The 16,352-nt window shown below is 54.1% G+C and carries 13 protein-coding genes, 2 tRNA genes and 4 other RNA genes; 7 read left to right on the plus strand and 12 right to left on the minus strand.

The features are described 5' to 3' along the window. Positions 1-11: 11 nt before the first annotated feature. From xthA to ACJ8PL_RS13455, 10 genes are all read right to left on the minus strand, one after another. Entirely contained in the window at positions 12-818 is an 807-nt protein-coding gene (xthA, locus tag ACJ8PL_RS13410; protein WP_016927484.1) for an exodeoxyribonuclease III, read from the minus strand. A gap of 101 nt (positions 819-919) precedes the next feature. After that, positions 920-1,492, minus strand: coding sequence for a TIGR00730 family Rossman fold protein (locus tag ACJ8PL_RS13415; protein ID WP_004932190.1), 573 nt, complete (start codon positions 1,490-1,492; stop codon positions 920-922). A gap of 192 nt (positions 1,493-1,684) precedes the next feature. Next, a non-coding RNA gene (locus ACJ8PL_RS13420) (RtT sRNA) lies at positions 1,685-1,812 on the minus strand. Positions 1,813-1,859: 47 nt separating this feature from the next. Next, positions 1,860-1,987: non-coding RNA, RtT sRNA (locus ACJ8PL_RS13425), on the minus strand. Between the two features lie 47 nt (positions 1,988-2,034). Beyond that, positions 2,035-2,162, minus strand: a non-coding RNA gene (locus ACJ8PL_RS13430) — RtT sRNA. A gap of 47 nt (positions 2,163-2,209) precedes the next feature. Continuing rightward, positions 2,210-2,337: non-coding RNA, RtT sRNA (locus ACJ8PL_RS13435), on the minus strand. Between the two features lie 47 nt (positions 2,338-2,384). Next, positions 2,385-2,469 (minus strand) — tRNA-Tyr (locus ACJ8PL_RS13440). 96 nt (positions 2,470-2,565) lie between these two features. Next, positions 2,566-2,650, minus strand: a tRNA-Tyr gene (locus tag ACJ8PL_RS13445). Between the two features lie 175 nt (positions 2,651-2,825). Continuing rightward, positions 2,826-3,674 carry a formyltetrahydrofolate deformylase gene (gene purU, locus ACJ8PL_RS13450; protein WP_016927485.1) on the minus strand — a complete coding sequence of 283 codons (849 nt, stop codon included), beginning with the start codon at positions 3,672-3,674 and terminating at the stop codon, positions 2,826-2,828. Positions 3,675-3,742: 68 nt separating this feature from the next. After that, positions 3,743-4,207 carry a YchJ family protein gene (locus ACJ8PL_RS13455; RefSeq protein ID WP_016927486.1) on the minus strand — a complete coding sequence of 155 codons (465 nt, stop codon included), beginning with the start codon at positions 4,205-4,207 and terminating at the stop codon, positions 3,743-3,745. 118 nt (positions 4,208-4,325) lie between these two features. Between ACJ8PL_RS13455 and rssA the strand changes: the two genes are divergently transcribed. The 5 genes from rssA to ACJ8PL_RS13480 all read left to right on the plus strand — a co-directional run bounded on the left by rssA (position 4,326) and on the right by ACJ8PL_RS13480 (position 9,880). Continuing rightward, the gene (gene rssA / locus ACJ8PL_RS13460; RefSeq protein WP_016927487.1) at positions 4,326-5,228 is read left to right on the plus strand and encodes a patatin-like phospholipase RssA; all 903 of its coding nucleotides are present in this window, start codon (positions 4,326-4,328) and stop codon (positions 5,226-5,228) included. A gap of 103 nt (positions 5,229-5,331) precedes the next feature. After that, positions 5,332-6,345, plus strand: a complete 1,014-nt coding sequence (gene rssB / locus ACJ8PL_RS13465; RefSeq protein ID WP_004932178.1) for a two-component system response regulator RssB — start codon at positions 5,332-5,334, stop codon at positions 6,343-6,345. A gap of 213 nt (positions 6,346-6,558) precedes the next feature. Further along, positions 6,559-7,476: a UTP--glucose-1-phosphate uridylyltransferase GalU gene (galU, locus tag ACJ8PL_RS13470; RefSeq protein ID WP_015378094.1), complete on the plus strand. Its 918-nt coding sequence runs from the start codon at positions 6,559-6,561 to the stop codon at positions 7,474-7,476. Between the two features lie 40 nt (positions 7,477-7,516). Further along, complete coding sequence (locus ACJ8PL_RS13475) at positions 7,517-8,860, plus strand: UDP-glucose dehydrogenase family protein (protein ID WP_028127468.1); 1,344 nt, start codon at positions 7,517-7,519, stop codon at positions 8,858-8,860. 9 nt (positions 8,861-8,869) lie between these two features. Then, the gene (locus ACJ8PL_RS13480; protein WP_016927491.1) at positions 8,870-9,880 is read left to right on the plus strand and encodes an NAD-dependent epimerase; all 1,011 of its coding nucleotides are present in this window, start codon (positions 8,870-8,872) and stop codon (positions 9,878-9,880) included. A 186-nt stretch (positions 9,881-10,066) separates the two neighbouring features. Here ACJ8PL_RS13480 and hns read toward each other — a convergent pair whose 3' ends face one another. Continuing rightward, the gene (gene hns / locus ACJ8PL_RS13485) at positions 10,067-10,474 is read right to left on the minus strand and encodes a histone-like nucleoid-structuring protein H-NS (RefSeq protein WP_004932170.1); all 408 of its coding nucleotides are present in this window, start codon (positions 10,472-10,474) and stop codon (positions 10,067-10,069) included. 700 nt (positions 10,475-11,174) lie between these two features. Here hns and ACJ8PL_RS13490 point away from each other — a divergent pair. Next, complete coding sequence (locus tag ACJ8PL_RS13490) at positions 11,175-11,759, plus strand: thymidine kinase (RefSeq protein ID WP_015378091.1); 585 nt, start codon at positions 11,175-11,177, stop codon at positions 11,757-11,759. A gap of 119 nt (positions 11,760-11,878) precedes the next feature. On the opposite strand, the gene adhE is transcribed toward ACJ8PL_RS13490, so the two are convergent. After that, on the minus strand, positions 11,879-14,551 hold the full coding sequence (gene adhE, locus ACJ8PL_RS13495; RefSeq protein ID WP_016927492.1) for a bifunctional acetaldehyde-CoA/alcohol dehydrogenase: 2,673 nt from the start codon (positions 14,549-14,551) through the stop codon (positions 11,879-11,881). 530 nt (positions 14,552-15,081) lie between these two features. On the opposite strand from adhE, the gene ACJ8PL_RS13500 reads away from it, so the two are divergent. After that, the gene (locus ACJ8PL_RS13500; RefSeq protein ID WP_015378089.1) at positions 15,082-15,726 is read left to right on the plus strand and encodes a YchE family NAAT transporter; all 645 of its coding nucleotides are present in this window, start codon (positions 15,082-15,084) and stop codon (positions 15,724-15,726) included. Positions 15,727-16,352 lie beyond the last annotated feature (626 nt).

Below are 16,352 nucleotides of genomic sequence, written 5' to 3' on the forward strand. Positions count from 1 at the left end.
GGGTGATGGGGTTACAGCGTAAATTCCGCCCAGACCGGCGCATGGTCGGAAGGTTTCTCCATGCTGCGGGTTTGGTAATCGATGCCGGTGGCGATGCAGCGCGAAGCCAGCGGGGTGCTGGCCAGCAGCAGATCGATACGCAGGCCGCGGTTGTCATCGAACCCTTTGGAGCGGTAGTCGAACCATGAGAACTCGTCGTTGCGCCCCGGGTTGGCGTGGCGGTAGGTATCGACCAGGCCCCAGTTCAGCAGGCGATCCATCCATTCGCGCTCTTCCGGCAGGAAGGAGCATTTACCGGTGCGCAGCCAGCGTTTGCGGTTGTCTTCGCCGATGCCGATATCGTAATCGCTGGGGCTGATATTCATGTCGCCCATGATCAGCACCGGGGATTCCGCCGATAGCTGCTGCTCCAGGTAGTTTTGCAGATCCTGATAAAAGCGTGTTTTAGCCGGGAATTTGATCGGGTGGTCGCGGCTTTCCCCTTGCGGGAAGTAGCCGTTGATCACCGTCAGCGTGCCCTGCGGCGTAGCCAGATCGGCCATGATGATGCGACGCTGCGCGTCTTCTTCATCGGTTGGGAAACCGCGGCGCACGGCCAGGGGCTCCGCTTTGGTCAGCAGCGCCACGCCGTAATGGCCTTTTTGCCCGTGATAGAACACGTGATAGCCGTGCTGGCTGACTTCTTCCAATGGGAACATGTCATCGTGAACTTTGGTTTCCTGCAGACCGATCACGTCGGGCTGGTGCTGTTCGATAATTGCCGCCAGCTGATGCGGACGCGCGCGCAGTCCATTGATATTAAAAGAGACAAACTTCATGAGCGGTGCCGTTTTCACGAGAAAAATGTGCTGTGATAGTAGCAGAGTTTGGCGGGAAATGTAACGCAGACAGCGGCGGGACCGCTGACTGCGCAGCGGGTTTATTTCGCCCAGCGGTCGTAATTTTTAGGTTGATAGTCGTCAAACTGTTGCAGCAGCGTCTGTGCCGATTCGCTGATGTGCAGGGTGCCGAGATAGTCGTGACGCATAAAGCCCTGATCGGCGACGTGCTCGAGGAACTGGCTCAGCGGGCGGTAGAATCCGTTGACGTTCAGCAGGCCGACCGGCTTGTTGTGATAGCCGATTTGCCCCCAGGTCCAGATTTCAAACAGCTCTTCCAGCGTGCCGATGCCGCCGGGCAGGGCGATAAAACTGTCCGCCAGCGCCGCCATACGGGCTTTGCGCGTATGCATGTCTGGCACCACTTCCAATTCAGTCAGGCCACGATGCGCCGTTTCCGCTTCAACCAGGCGCTCGGGGATAATGCCGACCGCTTCACCGCCTGCGGCCAACACCGCGTCCGCCACGATCCCCATCAATCCTTTTTTGCCGCCGCCGTAGATTAAACGGCGCCCCTGTGCGGCCAGCAGTTGCCCCAGTTGACGAGCCTGCTCGGCATAAGCGGGATTGACGCCTTCGCTGGCGCCACAAAAAACGCAAATATTGTTTCGCATCCACCTGTTCCTTACTGCACTAAAGAAGCCAGTGGTATAGCGAATTGTCGGCCGGAGTTCAAGTTACGGCTGGGAGAGAGGAACAAAACGGCTGGATGAAAGCGGTTAATAAGGGGAGATAACTTGATTTATTGATATGAGAACATTAGATGCAACGTGTTTTAAGTAGGGTTTGGGATTTTCTGCAAGAGATGGTGGTGGGGGAAGGATGATTCGTCGCGGTGCGACTCACCCTGCGGGCCGCGCTGAAGCGCGTTGTCTCACTGCGTGAGACTCGAACCTTGGTCGAAGCTTCTCATCCTCCCCCAATGCGGAGCATTATGAGGCGATGTGCTTGTAATTCGGTTGGGGGATTTTCTGCAAGAGATGGTGGTGGGGGAAGGATGATTCGTCGCGGTGCGACTCACCCTGCGGGCCGCGCTGAAGCGCGTTGTCTCACTGCGTGAGACTCGAACCTTGGTCGAAGCTTCTCATCCTTCCCCAATGTGGAGCATTATGAGGCGATGTGCTTGTAATTCGGTTGGGGGATTTTCTGTAAGAGATGGTGGTGGGGGAAGGATGATTCGTCGCTGTGCGACTCACCCTGCGGGCCGCGCTGAAGCGCGTTGTCTCACTGCGTGAGACTCGAACCTTGGTCGAAGCTTCTCATCCTCCCCCAATGCGGAGCATTATGAGGCGATGTGCTTGTAATTCGGTTGGGGGATTTTCTGCAAGAGATGGTGGTGGGGGAAGGATGATTCGTCGCTGTGCGACTCACCCTGCGGGCCGCGCTGAAGCGCGTTGTCTCACTGCGTGAGACTCGAACCTTGGTCGAAGCTTCTCATCCTCCCCCAATGCGGAGCATTATGAGGCGATGTGCTTGTAATTCGGTTGGGGGATTTTCTGCAAGAGATGGTGGTGGGGGAAGGATTCGAACCTTCGAAGTCTGTGACGGCAGATTTACAGTCTGCTCCCTTTGGCCGCTCGGGAACCCCACCATGGTATTCATGGATTTACAAATTGTTGTTCCGGTTTCATCCGGAAGAAACCTGGCCGGTTTCTTTACTGCGTCTTCGCTCCTGGCGGAGAAAAGATGGTGGTGGGGGAAGGATTCGAACCTTCGAAGTCAGTGACGGCAGATTTACAGTCTGCTCCCTTTGGCCGCTCGGGAACCCCACCATATACATGGCTATTTAACTGGCCTTGCTTGCGAGAGCGCTGTCTCGGTAAGCGGGGCGCATCATATCAAATGAAGCGGATGTGTAAAGTATTGAAATGCAGAAAATGAATCGTTTGCCGTTTTTTTATTCTTGGCGGTGCATCCCTGAACGAAATGCACCGATTTATTGAACGATTACAGAATAACGGTGCGGTTGCCGTAGACGAAGACGCGCTGCGCCAGCACCTGATACAGGGCGCGGCTGAGCACATTTTTCTCCACGTCGCGGCCGGCGCGCATCATATCCTCGGCGGAATAGGTGTGATCGACGTGGATCACGTCCTGCATGATGATCGGGCCTTCGTCGAGATTGTCGTTAACGTAGTGGGCGGTGGCGCCGATGATTTTTACCCCGCGCTCGTAGGCCTGGTGATAAGGCCGCGCGCCGATAAACGCCGGCAGGAACGAATGGTGAATGTTGATTACCTGATTCGGATAATGTTGCACGAAGGCCGGAGTCAGCACGCGCATATATTTGGCCAGCACCACGTAATCCGGCTGATATTGATCGATCTTGGCCGTCATTTCGCGGTCGTGCTGTTCGCGCGTCAAGCCTTCGTGGCTCACCAGATGGAAAGGAATATCGAAACGCTCCACCAGCGATTGCAGCGTGTCGTGGTTGCCGATTACGGCGGCGATCTCAACGTCGAGGCCGCCATAGGCGCTTTTCATCAACAGATCGCCCAGGCAGTGCGCCTCTTTGGTGACCAGCACCACGATGCGCCGGCGCCCGGTGCTGTGCAGTTCACGCAGCGAACCTTCCGGCAGGGCGCTGTCCAGATCGGCCAGCAGCGTGTTGTCGTTGAAAATGCCTTCCAGCTCGGTGCGCATGAAGAAACGCCCGGTGCGGTGATCGACGAACTCATTGTTCTGGACGATATTGAGTTCGTGCTTGTAACAGATGTTGGTGATCTTGGCGATCAGCCCTTTGGCGTCCGGGCAGATGGTGCGTAACACTTTCCGTTGTACATTTTGGTGCGGCATGGGTTTGAGGATCCTGTCTGATACTGAACGGCCTGTCTGCGCAGGCGTAAACGTGAAGCGCCGGCCGGCTAGCGCCCGCAGCACTTCTTGTATTTTTTCCCTGAGCCACAGGGACACATCGCATTTCGGCCGGGCTGGGGTTTGGTGCCGTCGATATAATACCAACGTTGATCGCGACGAAGGAAGCGCGAGCGCTCATGCATCGCCTGCGGTTCGCCGCTTTCGCCATCGGTGAAACGGGCGATGAATTCGACGAAGCCTTCATCCGGCTCATGACCGGCTTTCTCTTCCACGATCGTCAGGCCCAGCCACTCGGTATTCTTAAAGCTGTCGACGATTGCATTGCGCCACGCTTCGGCGCCACAGTCGGGGTGCCAGGTGGCGATCAAATAGTCGACGTTATGATTCACGTAGGCGGTGAAGCGTGAACGCATCAGTTGGCCGGGCGTCGGCGCCGGCTGACTGCCGCTGATAAAAGGGGCGCAGCACGCGTTATACGCCAGTCCGCTGCCGCATGGGCATGATTCGGGCAAAATGACTCCTGATAAAACGAGGCTGAAAATGAATTTAGCGCATATGTTACCTAACAATATTCGTCAGTGACAATCTACCCTGAAAGCAGGGAACACCGTTTACCGAGAGGATGGCGCTATGCGGCAAATCAAGATCGGACTGGCGCTGGGAGCGGGCTCGGCTAAAGGCTGGGCGCACATCGGCGTGATTAATGCGTTAAAGAAGCTGGGGATTGAGGTCGATATCGTTGCCGGCTGCTCTGTCGGCGCGTTGGTGGGCGCCGCGTTCGCCAGCCATCGCCTGCCGGCGATGGAGCAGTGGGTGCGATCGTTCAGCTATTGGGACGTGATTCGCCTGATGGATTTTTCCTGGCAGCGCGGCGGCCTGTTGCGCGGCGAGCGGGTGTTTAACGCTGTCGGACAGCTGCTGAAGATCAATGATATCGCCGATTGTGCGTTGAAGTTCGGTGCCGTGACGACCAATCTCAGCACCGGGCGTGAGCTGTGGCTGACCGAAGGCGATATTCATCAGGCGATACGCGCTTCCTGCAGCATGCCAGGCCTGTTGGCGCCGGTATGGGCCGACGGCTATTGGCTGGTGGATGGCGCGGTGGTCAATCCGGTGCCGGTGTCGCTTTGCCGCGCCATGGGCGCCGATATCGTCATCGCGGTCGATCTGCAGCATGACGCGCACCTGATGCAGCAGGACCTGTTCTCGATACGTATCGAGGAAGAAAGCCCCAACGATGCGCCTGCGGCTACCTGGCGCGGGCGTCTGCGGGAACGCGTCGGCAGAATGCGTAAGCGCAAACCGGCGACGGCGCCGACGGCGATGGAGATTATGAGCACATCGATTCAAATGCTGGAAAATCGCCTCAAGCGCAACCGGATGGCGAGCGATCCGCCGGATGTCTTGATCCAGCCTTTTTGCCCGCAAATCTCAACGCTGGATTTCCACCGCGCCGATGAAGCGATCGAGGCGGGGTTGCTGGCGGTTGAAAAACAACTGGATCGGTTGTTGCCGTTGATAAAAAATAGATAATTCTCGGTTCTTGGTTGGCAATGCGCAGTTGGTCTGTTTCAGACGAGCATAAGTGACCTTTTTGAGCCACTATTACACTATGGAAAGGGACGAGGCTCGGCTGATGGCATTACCACTCACTCACAAGCGCATCTTGATCGTTGAGGACGAACAGGTTTTTCGTTCCGTGCTGGTCGGTTATCTGACCTCGCTGGGCGCTGAAACCGGCGAGGCGACCAACGGTTTACAGGCGCTGAGTGCCGTCGATGACTTCAAGCCGGATCTGATTCTGTGCGATCTCGCGATGCCGGAAATGGGCGGTATCGAATTTGTTGAACATCTGCGTTTGCAGGGGCTGCAGATCCCGGTGCTGGTGATCTCGGCCACCGACAAGATGGCCGACATCGCCAAGGTGCTGCGGTTGGGCGTGCAGGATGTACTGCTCAAGCCGCTGACCGATCTCAATCGCCTGCGTGAAGCGGTGCTGGCGTGTTTATACCCCAATATGTTCACCTCCCAGGCGATTGAAGAGGTTGAACTGTTTCAGGACTGGGATGCGTTGAGCAAAAATCCTTCCGAAGCCGTCAAACTGCTTAAGCAACTGCAGCCGCCGGTACAGCAGACCATTGCGCATTGCCGGATCAACTATCGGCAGTTAACCACCGGCGAAAATCCCGGCCTGGTGCTGGATATCGCCGCCTTGTCAGAAAAGGATCTGGCATTCTATTGTCTGGACGTCACGCGCGCCGGCGATAATGGCGTATTGGCGGCATTGCTGTTGCGCGCATTATTTAATGGGCTGCTGCAGGACCATCTGGCTAATCAACAGCATCGTTTGCCGCAAATGTCGGCATTGTTAAAGCAGGTTAATCAATTATTGCGGCAGGGGAAATTAGACGGTCAATTCCCTCTGTTGTTGGGATATTATCACGCCGAAAATAAAAACCTGATTCTGGTTTCCGCCGGGCTGCATGCCAACGTCAATACCGGTGACAATCAAATCCAGTTGAGCAACGGCGTGCCGCTGGGGACGCTGGGGGCTACCTACATGAATCAGATCAGCCAGCGTTGTACCGCCTGGCAATGTCAGGTATGGGGCAGCGGTGGCCGATTGCGACTGATGCTCAGCGCTGAATAGCAGGCAGCGATCGGCGCGATCTTAAGCTATTTACTTATCTGTAATTAAACCGTTTATTTATTCTCCGGATTATCCGAACGGGTAATAGTCCTAAATGTTTTCTATTTGTGTTCTGGTTAATGCTCGGCGCGCATAAGCTGGTATACTCCGAAGGTTTTTTTATATCGAGCCCAAGCTCATAAAATGAGCGCTTTAGCTTTAAGAGAGGAAATAATGCCTGCTGTAAATCGCAAAGTCAGAAAAGCCGTGATCCCGGTTGCAGGCTTGGGTACGCGGATGTTGCCGGCCACCAAAGCCATTCCGAAAGAAATGCTGCCGCTGGTTGATAAACCTCTGATCCAATACGTCGTCAATGAATGCATTGCGGCGGGGATTAACGAGATTGTGCTGGTCACCCACTCCTCCAAGAACTCGATCGAAAACCATTTTGATACCAGTTTCGAACTCGAAGCGATGCTGGAAAAACGCGTCAAGCGCCAATTGCTGGACGAAGTGCAGTCGATCTGCCCGAAAGGCGTTACCGTGATGCAGGTTCGTCAGGGTAATGCCAAAGGCCTGGGGCACGCGATTATGTGTGCCTACCCGATGGTGGGCGATGAACCGGTCGCGGTGGTGCTTCCGGATGTGATCCTCGACGAATACAGCGCCGATCCGAAAAAAGACAATCTGCACGAAATGCTGCAGCGCTTCGAAGCCACCGGCGTCAGCCAGATCATGGTTGAACCCGTGCCGCATAAGGATGTCGGAAACTACGGCGTAGCCGACTGTAAGGGCGTTGATTTGCAACCGGGCGAAAGCGCGCCGATGGTCAGCGTGGTTGAGAAACCGTCGCCGGATAAAGCCCCTTCCAACCTGGCGATTGTCGGTCGTTACGTGTTGTCTGCCGATATTTGGCCGCTGTTGGCGAAAACGCCTCCAGGCGCCGGCGATGAAATTCAGCTGACTGACAGCATCGAAATGCTGATGCAGCAGGAAACGGTGGAAGCGTATCACCTGAAAGGCGTGAGCCATGACTGCGGTAACAAACTGGGTTACATGCAGGCCTTCGTGGAGTACGGCATGCGTCATGCCAGCCTGGGCAAAGAGTTTTCTCAGTGGCTGCAGCAGGTTGTTGCCGCTGACAAGAAGTGATTTGATCTTTCGTCTTAATTTGAAAAACTAGGATTTTCACATGAAAGTAACAGTTTTTGGTATTGGTTATGTGGGGCTGGTACAGGCCGCCGTGCTGGCTGAAGTTGGCCATGACGTTATGTGCATCGATGTTGACGAGCGAAAAGTCGAGAACCTGAAAAAAGGGAATATCCCGATTTTTGAACCGGGCCTGACGCCGCTGGTGCAGCAAAACTATGAGGCCGGGCGCCTGCATTTCACCACCGATGCCAAAGCGGGCGTGGCGCACGGGAATATCCAGTTTATCGCCGTCGGTACGCCGCCGGATGAGGACGGTTCCGCCGATCTGAAATATGTCACCGCGGTGGCGCGCACCATCGCCGAGCACATGACCGATCGCAAAGTGGTGATCGACAAATCTACCGTGCCGGTCGGCACGGCGGACAAAGTGCGTCAGGTGATGGCGGAAACGCTGGCAAAACGCGGCAGCAACGTGCCGTTCGACGTGGTGTCCAACCCTGAATTCCTGAAGGAAGGCGCTGCGGTGGCTGACTGCATGCGCCCTGAGCGCATCGTGATCGGTACCGATAATAAAGAGGTGATCGAGCCTATTCGCGAGCTGTACGAGCCGTTTAACCGCAATCACGATCGTATGATCATGATGGATATCCGCAGCGCGGAGCTGACCAAATATGCCGCCAACTGCATGCTGGCGACCAAAATCAGCTTTATGAACGAAATGTCCAACCTGGCGGAAATGTTGGGCGCGGACATCGAGAAAGTGCGTCAGGGCATCGGTTCCGACTCACGCATCGGCTATCACTTCATCTACCCGGGTTGCGGCTACGGCGGCTCTTGCTTCCCGAAAGATGTCCAGGCGCTGATCCGCACGGCGGAGCAGATCGGTTACCAACCGAAGCTGTTGCAGGCGGTAGAGCAGGTCAACTACCAACAAAAAGACAAGCTGAACAGCTTTATCAAAGACTATTTCGGCAGCGATTTGAAGGGCAAAACCTTCGCACTGTGGGGCCTGGCGTTCAAGCCGAATACCGATGACATGCGTGAAGCGTCCAGCCGTGTGCTGATGGAGCAGCTGTGGGCTGCCGGCGCCACCGTCCAGGCCTACGATCCGGAAGCGATGAACGAAGTTCAGCGCATCTATGGCCAGCGCGACGACTTGAAGCTGATGGGTACCAAAGAGGCTGCGTTGCATGGCGCCGATGCTCTGGTGATCTGCACCGAATGGCAGAATTTCCGCGCACCGGACTTCGATGTGATCAAGAGTGCGTTGAAACAGCCGGTGATCTTCGATGGACGTAACCTGTACGATCCTGAGCGTTTGGCGAATCGCGGCTTTACCTACTATGCGATTGGCCGCGGTGCCTCGATTAAACCGGTTATTTAAGGAGTGGGCATGAAATTCCTGGTTACAGGCGCCGCAGGGTTTATTGGTTATCACGTTGCAGAGCGTTTGTTGACCGCCGGGCATCAGGTTATCGGCATCGATAACCTGAATGACTATTATGACGTGGGCCTGAAAATGGCCCGTCTGGACAGGCTGGCGGATAAGCCGGGATTCCGCTTCATCAAGCTGGATTTGGCCGATCGTGAGGGCATGGCGGCATTGTTCGCCGAGCATCAGTTCCAACGAGTCATTCATTTGGGTGCCCAAGCCGGCGTGCGTTATTCGCTGGTCAACCCGTTGGCTTATGCGGACGCTAACCTGATCGGTCATTTGAACGTTCTGGAAGGCTGCCGTCATAATAAGGTCGAGCATTTACTTTACGCTTCCTCCAGCTCTGTTTATGGCCTCAATCGCAAGTTGCCGTTTGCTACCGAAGATTCTGTCGACCACCCTGTGTCACTGTATGCGGCAACCAAAAAAGCCAATGAGCTGATGTCACACAGTTACGCTCATTTATACGGTCTCCCGACGACGGGGCTACGCTTCTTTACCGTATATGGTCCCTGGGGGCGTCCGGATATGGCGCTGTTCAAGTTTACCAAGGCCATATTGGCGGGGGAGAGCATCGATGTATATAACCACGGTGAAATGCACCGTGACTTTACTTACATTGATGATATCACCGAGGCGATTGTGCGGCTGCAGGCGGTTATTCCGCAGGCAGATCCGTCATGGACCGTTGAACAGGGATCGCCGGCGACCAGTTCCGCGCCGTATCATGTTTATAATATCGGCAATAACACCCCCGTTAAACTGATGGAATATATCACGGCGTTGGAGCAGGCTTTGGGGGTAACTGCCCGCAAGAATATGCTGCCAATGCAACCTGGCGACGTGATGGATACCAGCGCGGATACCGCAGAGCTTTATCGTGACATTGGTTTTAAGCCGGAAACCAGCGTTGAAGAGGGTGTGAAGCGCTTTGTTGATTGGTATAAGGCATTCTACCAGGTTCAATAATTGAACGAGGGTATATGCGACAAAGGGGCCTTAGGGCCCTTTTTTTTCGCTGGAACCCCATGCAAGGAACAAAATGCGAATTAGGATATTTACTAAAAGGAAAGGGATGAGGCAGGATCACGTCGATAAGCTTTAAAATGAAAAGGCCCCCCGCAGGGAGCCTTTCAGATACGGGCCGAATCGCTATTACAGCAGGAAATCGTCCAGAGATTTACCTTGCTCTTCGATAGCTTTCTTAATCACCGCAGGAGTACGGCCTTGGCCGGTCCAGGTTTTCAATTCGCCGTTTTCGTCTTTATATTGATATTTAGCAGGACGTGCTGCGCGTTTTGCTTTACCGGCAGCCTTGTTGGCAGCCATGGTTTGCAGCAGTTCATTCGGATCGATACCGTCAGCAATCAGCATTTCGCGGTATTGCTGCAGTTTACGGGTGCGTTCTTCGATTTCTGCTTGAGCCTGGCTGTCTTCTTCGCGACGTTCGTTCACAACAACTTCCAGTTTCTCGAGCATTTCTTCCAGCGTTTCCAGTGTGCATTCTCTTGCCTGGGCGCGCAGAGTGCGGATGTTGTTCAAAATCTTTAATGCTTCGCTCATTGTCCTAGTCTCAAATTATATTGGTGGGGGGCGTCTCGATAATAATAGAGCGCTATTTTCTTTTCTGCAATAGCCAAATTGACTTGAATACTCAAATTTACCTTTTAAAAAACCGTTAATCGGATCTGTCCGACTAATATAGGAAGGGCTGTTAACTATTACCCTTGTCGCACTTAAGTCAAAATTTCAACAGGCATGCTTTAAAAGGCGCGTGTCGCAAGGCTTTCATCGATAAGTTATCGCCGTAATTTATATCAATATTACAATGGGTTCTGTGGGCTTAATCACGTCATGGCTAGGCAGACATTGTAAACAATAGGGGTATATAGGTAAAGATTGCGTCAGGAAACGTCGGGGACAGCGAAGGTGATTAAATGCCCTGTATTGGCCCCGAGTATAATAGACTGGCGCGCCGTTGCGGTTGCGGCACCCGCCGCGGTGAAACCGTGATTATGCATTAATGGGCAAATGATCGCGGTTAACCATTAGCAAGAATTAATAGTGATGACAGGCATACATTATCCTGTAAATAGCTGTAAAAAGAACGGGCCGACAGAACGATATGTTTCGCTTGAAAGCGCATTATTACGGCGAACGCAATATTCGTTCGCTTTGGGCTGAGCCTGGGGGGCGGCTTATGGTACACTTACCGTCCTAATCGACATTTGAATATTTCTTATACCATCGGAGTTGCGGGGCCATGGCTCAACTTTATTTTTATTACTCTGCGATGAATGCCGGCAAGTCCACCGCGCTGCTACAGTCTTCATATAACTATCAAGAACGTGGTATGCGCACGCTGGTGTTCACTGCGGAGATCGATCACCGCTTTGGCGTAGGTAAGGTCAGCTCGCGCATCGGTTTATCCTCGCAGGCCCAGCTCTATAACAACGACTCGATGCTGTACGCCATGATTCAGCAAGAGCATCAACAGCAGCCGGTGCATTGTGTGCTGCTGGATGAAAGCCAGTTCCTGACCAAGGCGCAGGTTGAGCAATTGTGCGATGTGGTGGACCAACTGGACATTCCCGTATTGTGCTACGGCCTGCGTACCGATTTTCTCGGTGAGCTGTTTACCGGCAGCCAATATTTGCTGGCCTGGGCCGATAAGCTGGTGGAATTGAAAACCATCTGTCACTGTGGGCGCAAAGCCAATATGGTGTTGCGTTTGGATGAAAACGGCCAGGCGATGCACGCCGGTGAGCAGGTGGTGATTGGCGGTAACGAGAGCTATGTCTCCGTCTGCCGCAAGCATTATAAAGAGGCGATTCACTCCCTGGAATAGGGGAGAAAACGCCGCCAAAGCCCGCTGAGGCGTTTTGGCGGCGTGAGTCGAAATGCAGCGCCTCTGGCGCAATAAAAAACCCGCCGTTTGGCGGGTTTTTTTATCGGTTTACGAAACCGTTATTTCTTGGGCTTCTTTACCGCGGCTTTGGCTGCAGCCGGAGCTGCCGCTTCCTCGTCGACCGCTTCGCTGAATTCGCGGCCGTAGAAGGTATCCAGCATGATTTGCTTCAGTTCGGCAATCAGCGGATAGCGCGGGTTGGCGCCGGTGCATTGGTCGTCGAACGCGTCTTCCGACAGCTTGTCGACTTTCGCCAGGAAGTCCGCCTCCTGCACACCCGCCTCGCGGATGGAAGTCGGGATGCCCAACTCGGTTTTCAACTCGTCCAGCCAGGCCAGCAGTTTCTCAATCTTCTGCGCGGTGCGGTCGCCCGGCGCGCTCAGGCCGAGATGGTCGGCGATTTCAGCGTAGCGGCGGCGCGCCTGAGGGCGATCGTACTGGCTGAAGGCCGTCTGCTTGGTCGGGTTGTCGTTCGCATTGTAGCGAATGACGTTGGAAATCAGCATCGCGTTGGCCAGGCCGTGCGGAATGTGGAACTCCGAACCCAGCTTGTGCGCCATGGAGTGGCAAACCCCGAGGAAGGCGTTGGCGAAAGCGATACCGGCGATGGTGGCGGCGTTGTGCACGCGTTCACGGGCAACCGGGTTTTTCGCGCCTTCTTTATAGCTGGCCGGCAGATACTCTTTCAACAGTTTCAACGCCTGCAGCGCCTGGCCATCGGAGTATTCGTTCGCCAGCACCGAGACGTAGGCTTCCAGCGCGTGGGTGACCGCATCCAGACCGCCGAAGGCGCACAGGGATTTCGGCATGTTCATCACCAGGTTGGCGTCGACAATCGCCATGTCCGGAGTCAGCGCATAGTCGGCCAGCGGGTATTTCTGCCCGGTAGTGTCGTCGGTGACGACGGCGAACGGCGTGACTTCCGAACCGGTGCCTGAGGTGGTGGTGATGGCGATCATTTTCGCTTTCACGCCCATTTTCGGGAACTTGTAGATACGCTTGCGGATGTCCATGAAGCGCAGCGCCAGATCCTCGAAGTGGGTTTCAGGATGTTCGTACAGCACCCACATGATTTTCGCGGCGTCCATCGGCGAACCGCCGCCCAGCGCGATGATGACGTCCGGTTTGAAGGAATTCATCTGCTCGGCGCCTTTGCGCACGATGCTCAGCGTCGGATCGGCTTCCACTTCAAAGAACACTTCGGTTTCGATGCCGTGAGACTTCAGAACCTTGGTGATCTGGTCGGCATAGCCGTTGTTGAACAGGAAACGGTCGGTCACGATGAAGGCGCGTTTCGCCCCGTCGGTCGCCACTTCTTCCAGCGCGATAGGCAGCGAGCCACGGCGGAAGTAGATCGATTTCGGAAGTTTATGCCACAACATGTTTTCTGCTCGCTTCGCTACAGTTTTCTTGTTGATCAGGTGTTTAGGTCCGACGTTTTCAGAGATGGAGTTACCACCCCAGGAACCGCAACCCAGCGTCAGCGAAGGCGCGAGTTTGAAGTTGTACAGGTCGCCGATACCGCCCTGAGAAGCCGGGGTGTTGATCAGAATGCGAGCCGTTTTCATTTTATCGCCGAAGTAGGCGATGCGAGCCGTTTGGTTATCCTGGTCGGTGTACAGGCAGGACGTGTGGCCGATACCGCCCATGGCGACCAGTTTTTCGGCTTTGGCGACGGCGTCTTCGAAGTCTTTGGCGCGGTACATCGCCAGGGTAGGCGACAGTTTTTCATGCGCGAAAGGTTCGGACTCGTCGACCAGCTTCACTTCACCGATCAGCACTTTGGTGTTGGCCGGCACTTTGATGCCTGCCATTTCGGCGATTTTCGGTGCGGATTGCCCGACGATGGCCGCGTTCAGGCCGCCGTTTTTCAGGATGATGTCCTGCACCGCTTTCAGTTCTTTGCCCTGCAGCAGATAGCCGCCGTGGGAAGCGAAACGTTCGCGTACCGCATCATAGATAGCGTCAACGACGATGACCGACTGTTCGGAAGCGCAGATAACGCCGCTGTCGAAGGTTTTGGACATCAGGATAGAGGCGACCACGCGTTTGATATCTGCGGTTTCGTCTACCACGACCGGCGTATTGCCGGCGCCGACGCCGATGGCCGGTTTGCCGGAGCTGTAGGCGGCTTTCACCATGCCCGGGCCACCGGTGGCGAGGATCAGGTTGATGTCAGGGTGGTGCATCAGCTGGTTGGACAGCTCGACGGTAGGCTGGTCGATCCAACCGATGATGTCTTTTGGCGCGCCGGCGGCGATAGCGGCTTGCAGCACGATATCGGCGGCTTTGTTGGTGGCATTCTTCGCACGCGGGTGCGGCGAGAAGATGATGCCGTTACGGGTTTTCAGGCTGATCAGCGCTTTGAAGATCGCGGTAGAAGTTGGGTTGGTGGTAGGAACGATACCGCAAATCAGGCCGATAGGTTCGGCGATAGTGATGGTACCGAAAGTGTCATCTTCAGACAGGATGCCACAGGTTTTTTCATCTTTATAGGCGTTGTAGATGTACTCGGAAGCGAAGTGGTTTTTGATCACTTTGTCTTCGACGATACCCATTCCGGATTCTTCCACGGCCATTTTGGCCAACGGGATACGGGCATCAGCAGCGGCGAGGGCGGCAGCGCGGAAGATTTTATCCACTTGCTCTTGAGTGAAGTTGGCATATTCGCGCTGGGCTTTTTTGACACGTGCGACAAGCTCGTTCAGTTCAGCGACATTCGTTACAGCCATAATGCTCTCCTGATAATGTTAAACTCTTTCAGTAAATAAGCCGTGCGAGCCACTAGTATAGTCATAACGGGAATAAACGGTGATTCGAATACCGGGGCTTTCCCGCGTTATTTCTTCGCATGCTGCTGATTTGCTTAAAGAGCTTTACCCTACGCCAACCGGAGGGGCAGGCAGTGAAGAGAACGGAACCGGCTGGATTGCCAACGACTTTGTTCTACTCCCTGACTACGACTAAGAGCTTACCCACTGTTGGGTAGTTGATTTGTGATCTAAATCATGAAAAGTGCAAGCTGACACCTTTCAGCTTGGCGGTGTTGAGAGTGATTATCAATAACTGTGATCGATGACTCTTTTTTCAACATAAAAAATCAAAAGGCCATACATCACTTTAACAAAGGGCATTTGTTTTGTTGCCTAACTTGCTGGCAGTCAAAAATGCTGCTTTCGCCGGATGGATTACCCGCGGCAATTCCATTACATTAGCGCGCATAGGCAGCACACCTTTTATAGCACTTAACGCGGAGCCATCTGTGGGCCAATCTCTGTTGGATCTTTCCGGCTTTATCAAGTTCTTTGTCGGTCTGTTTGCGCTGGTCAACCCGGTGGGCATCTTGCCGGTGTTTATCAGCATGACGAGCTACCAGGCGGAAGCAGGGCGCAATAAAACCAACCTGACCGCCAACCTGTCGGTCGCCATTATTCTGTGGACATCGCTGTTCCTGGGCGAAGGGATCTTGCGGATGTTCGGCATCTCCATCGATTCGTTCCGCATCGCCGGCGGTATTCTGGTGGTGACCATCGCCATGTCGATGATCAGCGGCAAGCTGGGAGAAGACAAACAGAACAAACAGGAAAAATCGGAGAGCGCGATCCGCGAGAGCATCGGCGTGGTGCCATTAGCGCTGCCGCTGATGGCGGGGCCGGGGGCGATCAGTTCCACCATCGTGTGGAGTTCCCGTTATCACAACTGGCAAAGCCTGCTCGGCTTTACGGTCGCGATCGCCTTGTTCGCCTTTTGCTGCTGGTTGTTGTTCCGCGCCGCGCCGCTGTTGGTGCGTTTGCTTGGGCAGACCGGCATCAACGTGATCACCCGTATCATGGGTCTGTTGCTGATGGCACTCGGGATCGAGTTTATCGTTACCGGCATTAAGGCGATATTCCCCGGCCTGTTGTAATACCCTTTGTTTAGCCGCGCACCTTTCGCCTTGGCGCGGCTAAAATTAATTTTAAAGTTTAAATTATTTATTGGTTCGCATTATTATAGTGCACAGGATGAATAAAATTTATGCGGTTGCACTCTTATGTTGCATAAATCTCATGTTGCTGTGCAAAAAAAACGCTAAGCGTTATTTCAGACACTTTTCCTCCCCCATTTCCGCGCGTTTTGCCCCCACTCAACGGTAAAGCTGTTGTTAAATTAATCACATCATTCTGTGGGGCTTGTCTCACTTTCATCCAGGTGTTATTAGTGATTAACCGACCATAGGCAGGTGTTTGTTCTTTGAATGTCTGGATTGTTAACTGAATGTTTCTTTGTGCGGTAATGAGATTGCGTTGATGGTTTCAAATGAAATGATTTCGTCTTTTTTTTCTTTAAAATCATGGCGATGATTTTGTTTCTCCGCGTCCCCGAGCTTGGGGGCCGGATCGGGCTTCGTGCGATAAAAGAGAATTGCTTAACATTTTCGTAAAATTTATTGGCTATGGAATTTGGCTTCTGCTAATTTCCGAGCAACTTTCCCGTGGTCAATTAACTGAAATGCGCCATAAAAACGGGAATGATTTTTGCTGGTATCCGTTT

Source organism: Serratia sp. CY83965, from assembly GCF_052166375.1.
Lineage (GTDB): Bacteria > Pseudomonadota > Gammaproteobacteria > Enterobacterales > Enterobacteriaceae > Serratia > Serratia marcescens.

Coding starts and splice junctions, on each gene's coding strand:
- xthA (WP_016927484.1), bottom strand. CDS start 818: ATGAAGTTTGTCTCTTTTAATATCAATGGACTGCGCGCGCGTCCGCAT.
- ACJ8PL_RS13415 (WP_004932190.1), bottom strand. CDS start 1,492: ATGCGAAACAATATTTGCGTTTTTTGTGGCGCCAGCGAAGGCGTCAAT.
- purU (WP_016927485.1), bottom strand. CDS start 3,674: ATGCCGCACCAAAATGTACAACGGAAAGTGTTACGCACCATCTGCCCG.
- rssA (WP_016927487.1), top strand. CDS start 4,326: ATGCGGCAAATCAAGATCGGACTGGCGCTGGGAGCGGGCTCGGCTAAA.
- rssB (WP_004932178.1), top strand. CDS start 5,332: ATGGCATTACCACTCACTCACAAGCGCATCTTGATCGTTGAGGACGAA.
- galU (WP_015378094.1), top strand. CDS start 6,559: ATGCCTGCTGTAAATCGCAAAGTCAGAAAAGCCGTGATCCCGGTTGCA.
- ACJ8PL_RS13475 (WP_028127468.1), top strand. CDS start 7,517: ATGAAAGTAACAGTTTTTGGTATTGGTTATGTGGGGCTGGTACAGGCC.
- ACJ8PL_RS13480 (WP_016927491.1), top strand. CDS start 8,870: ATGAAATTCCTGGTTACAGGCGCCGCAGGGTTTATTGGTTATCACGTT.
- hns (WP_004932170.1), bottom strand. CDS start 10,474: ATGAGCGAAGCATTAAAGATTTTGAACAACATCCGCACTCTGCGCGCC.
- ACJ8PL_RS13490 (WP_015378091.1), top strand. CDS start 11,175: ATGGCTCAACTTTATTTTTATTACTCTGCGATGAATGCCGGCAAGTCC.
- adhE (WP_016927492.1), bottom strand. CDS start 14,551: ATGGCTGTAACGAATGTCGCTGAACTGAACGAGCTTGTCGCACGTGTC.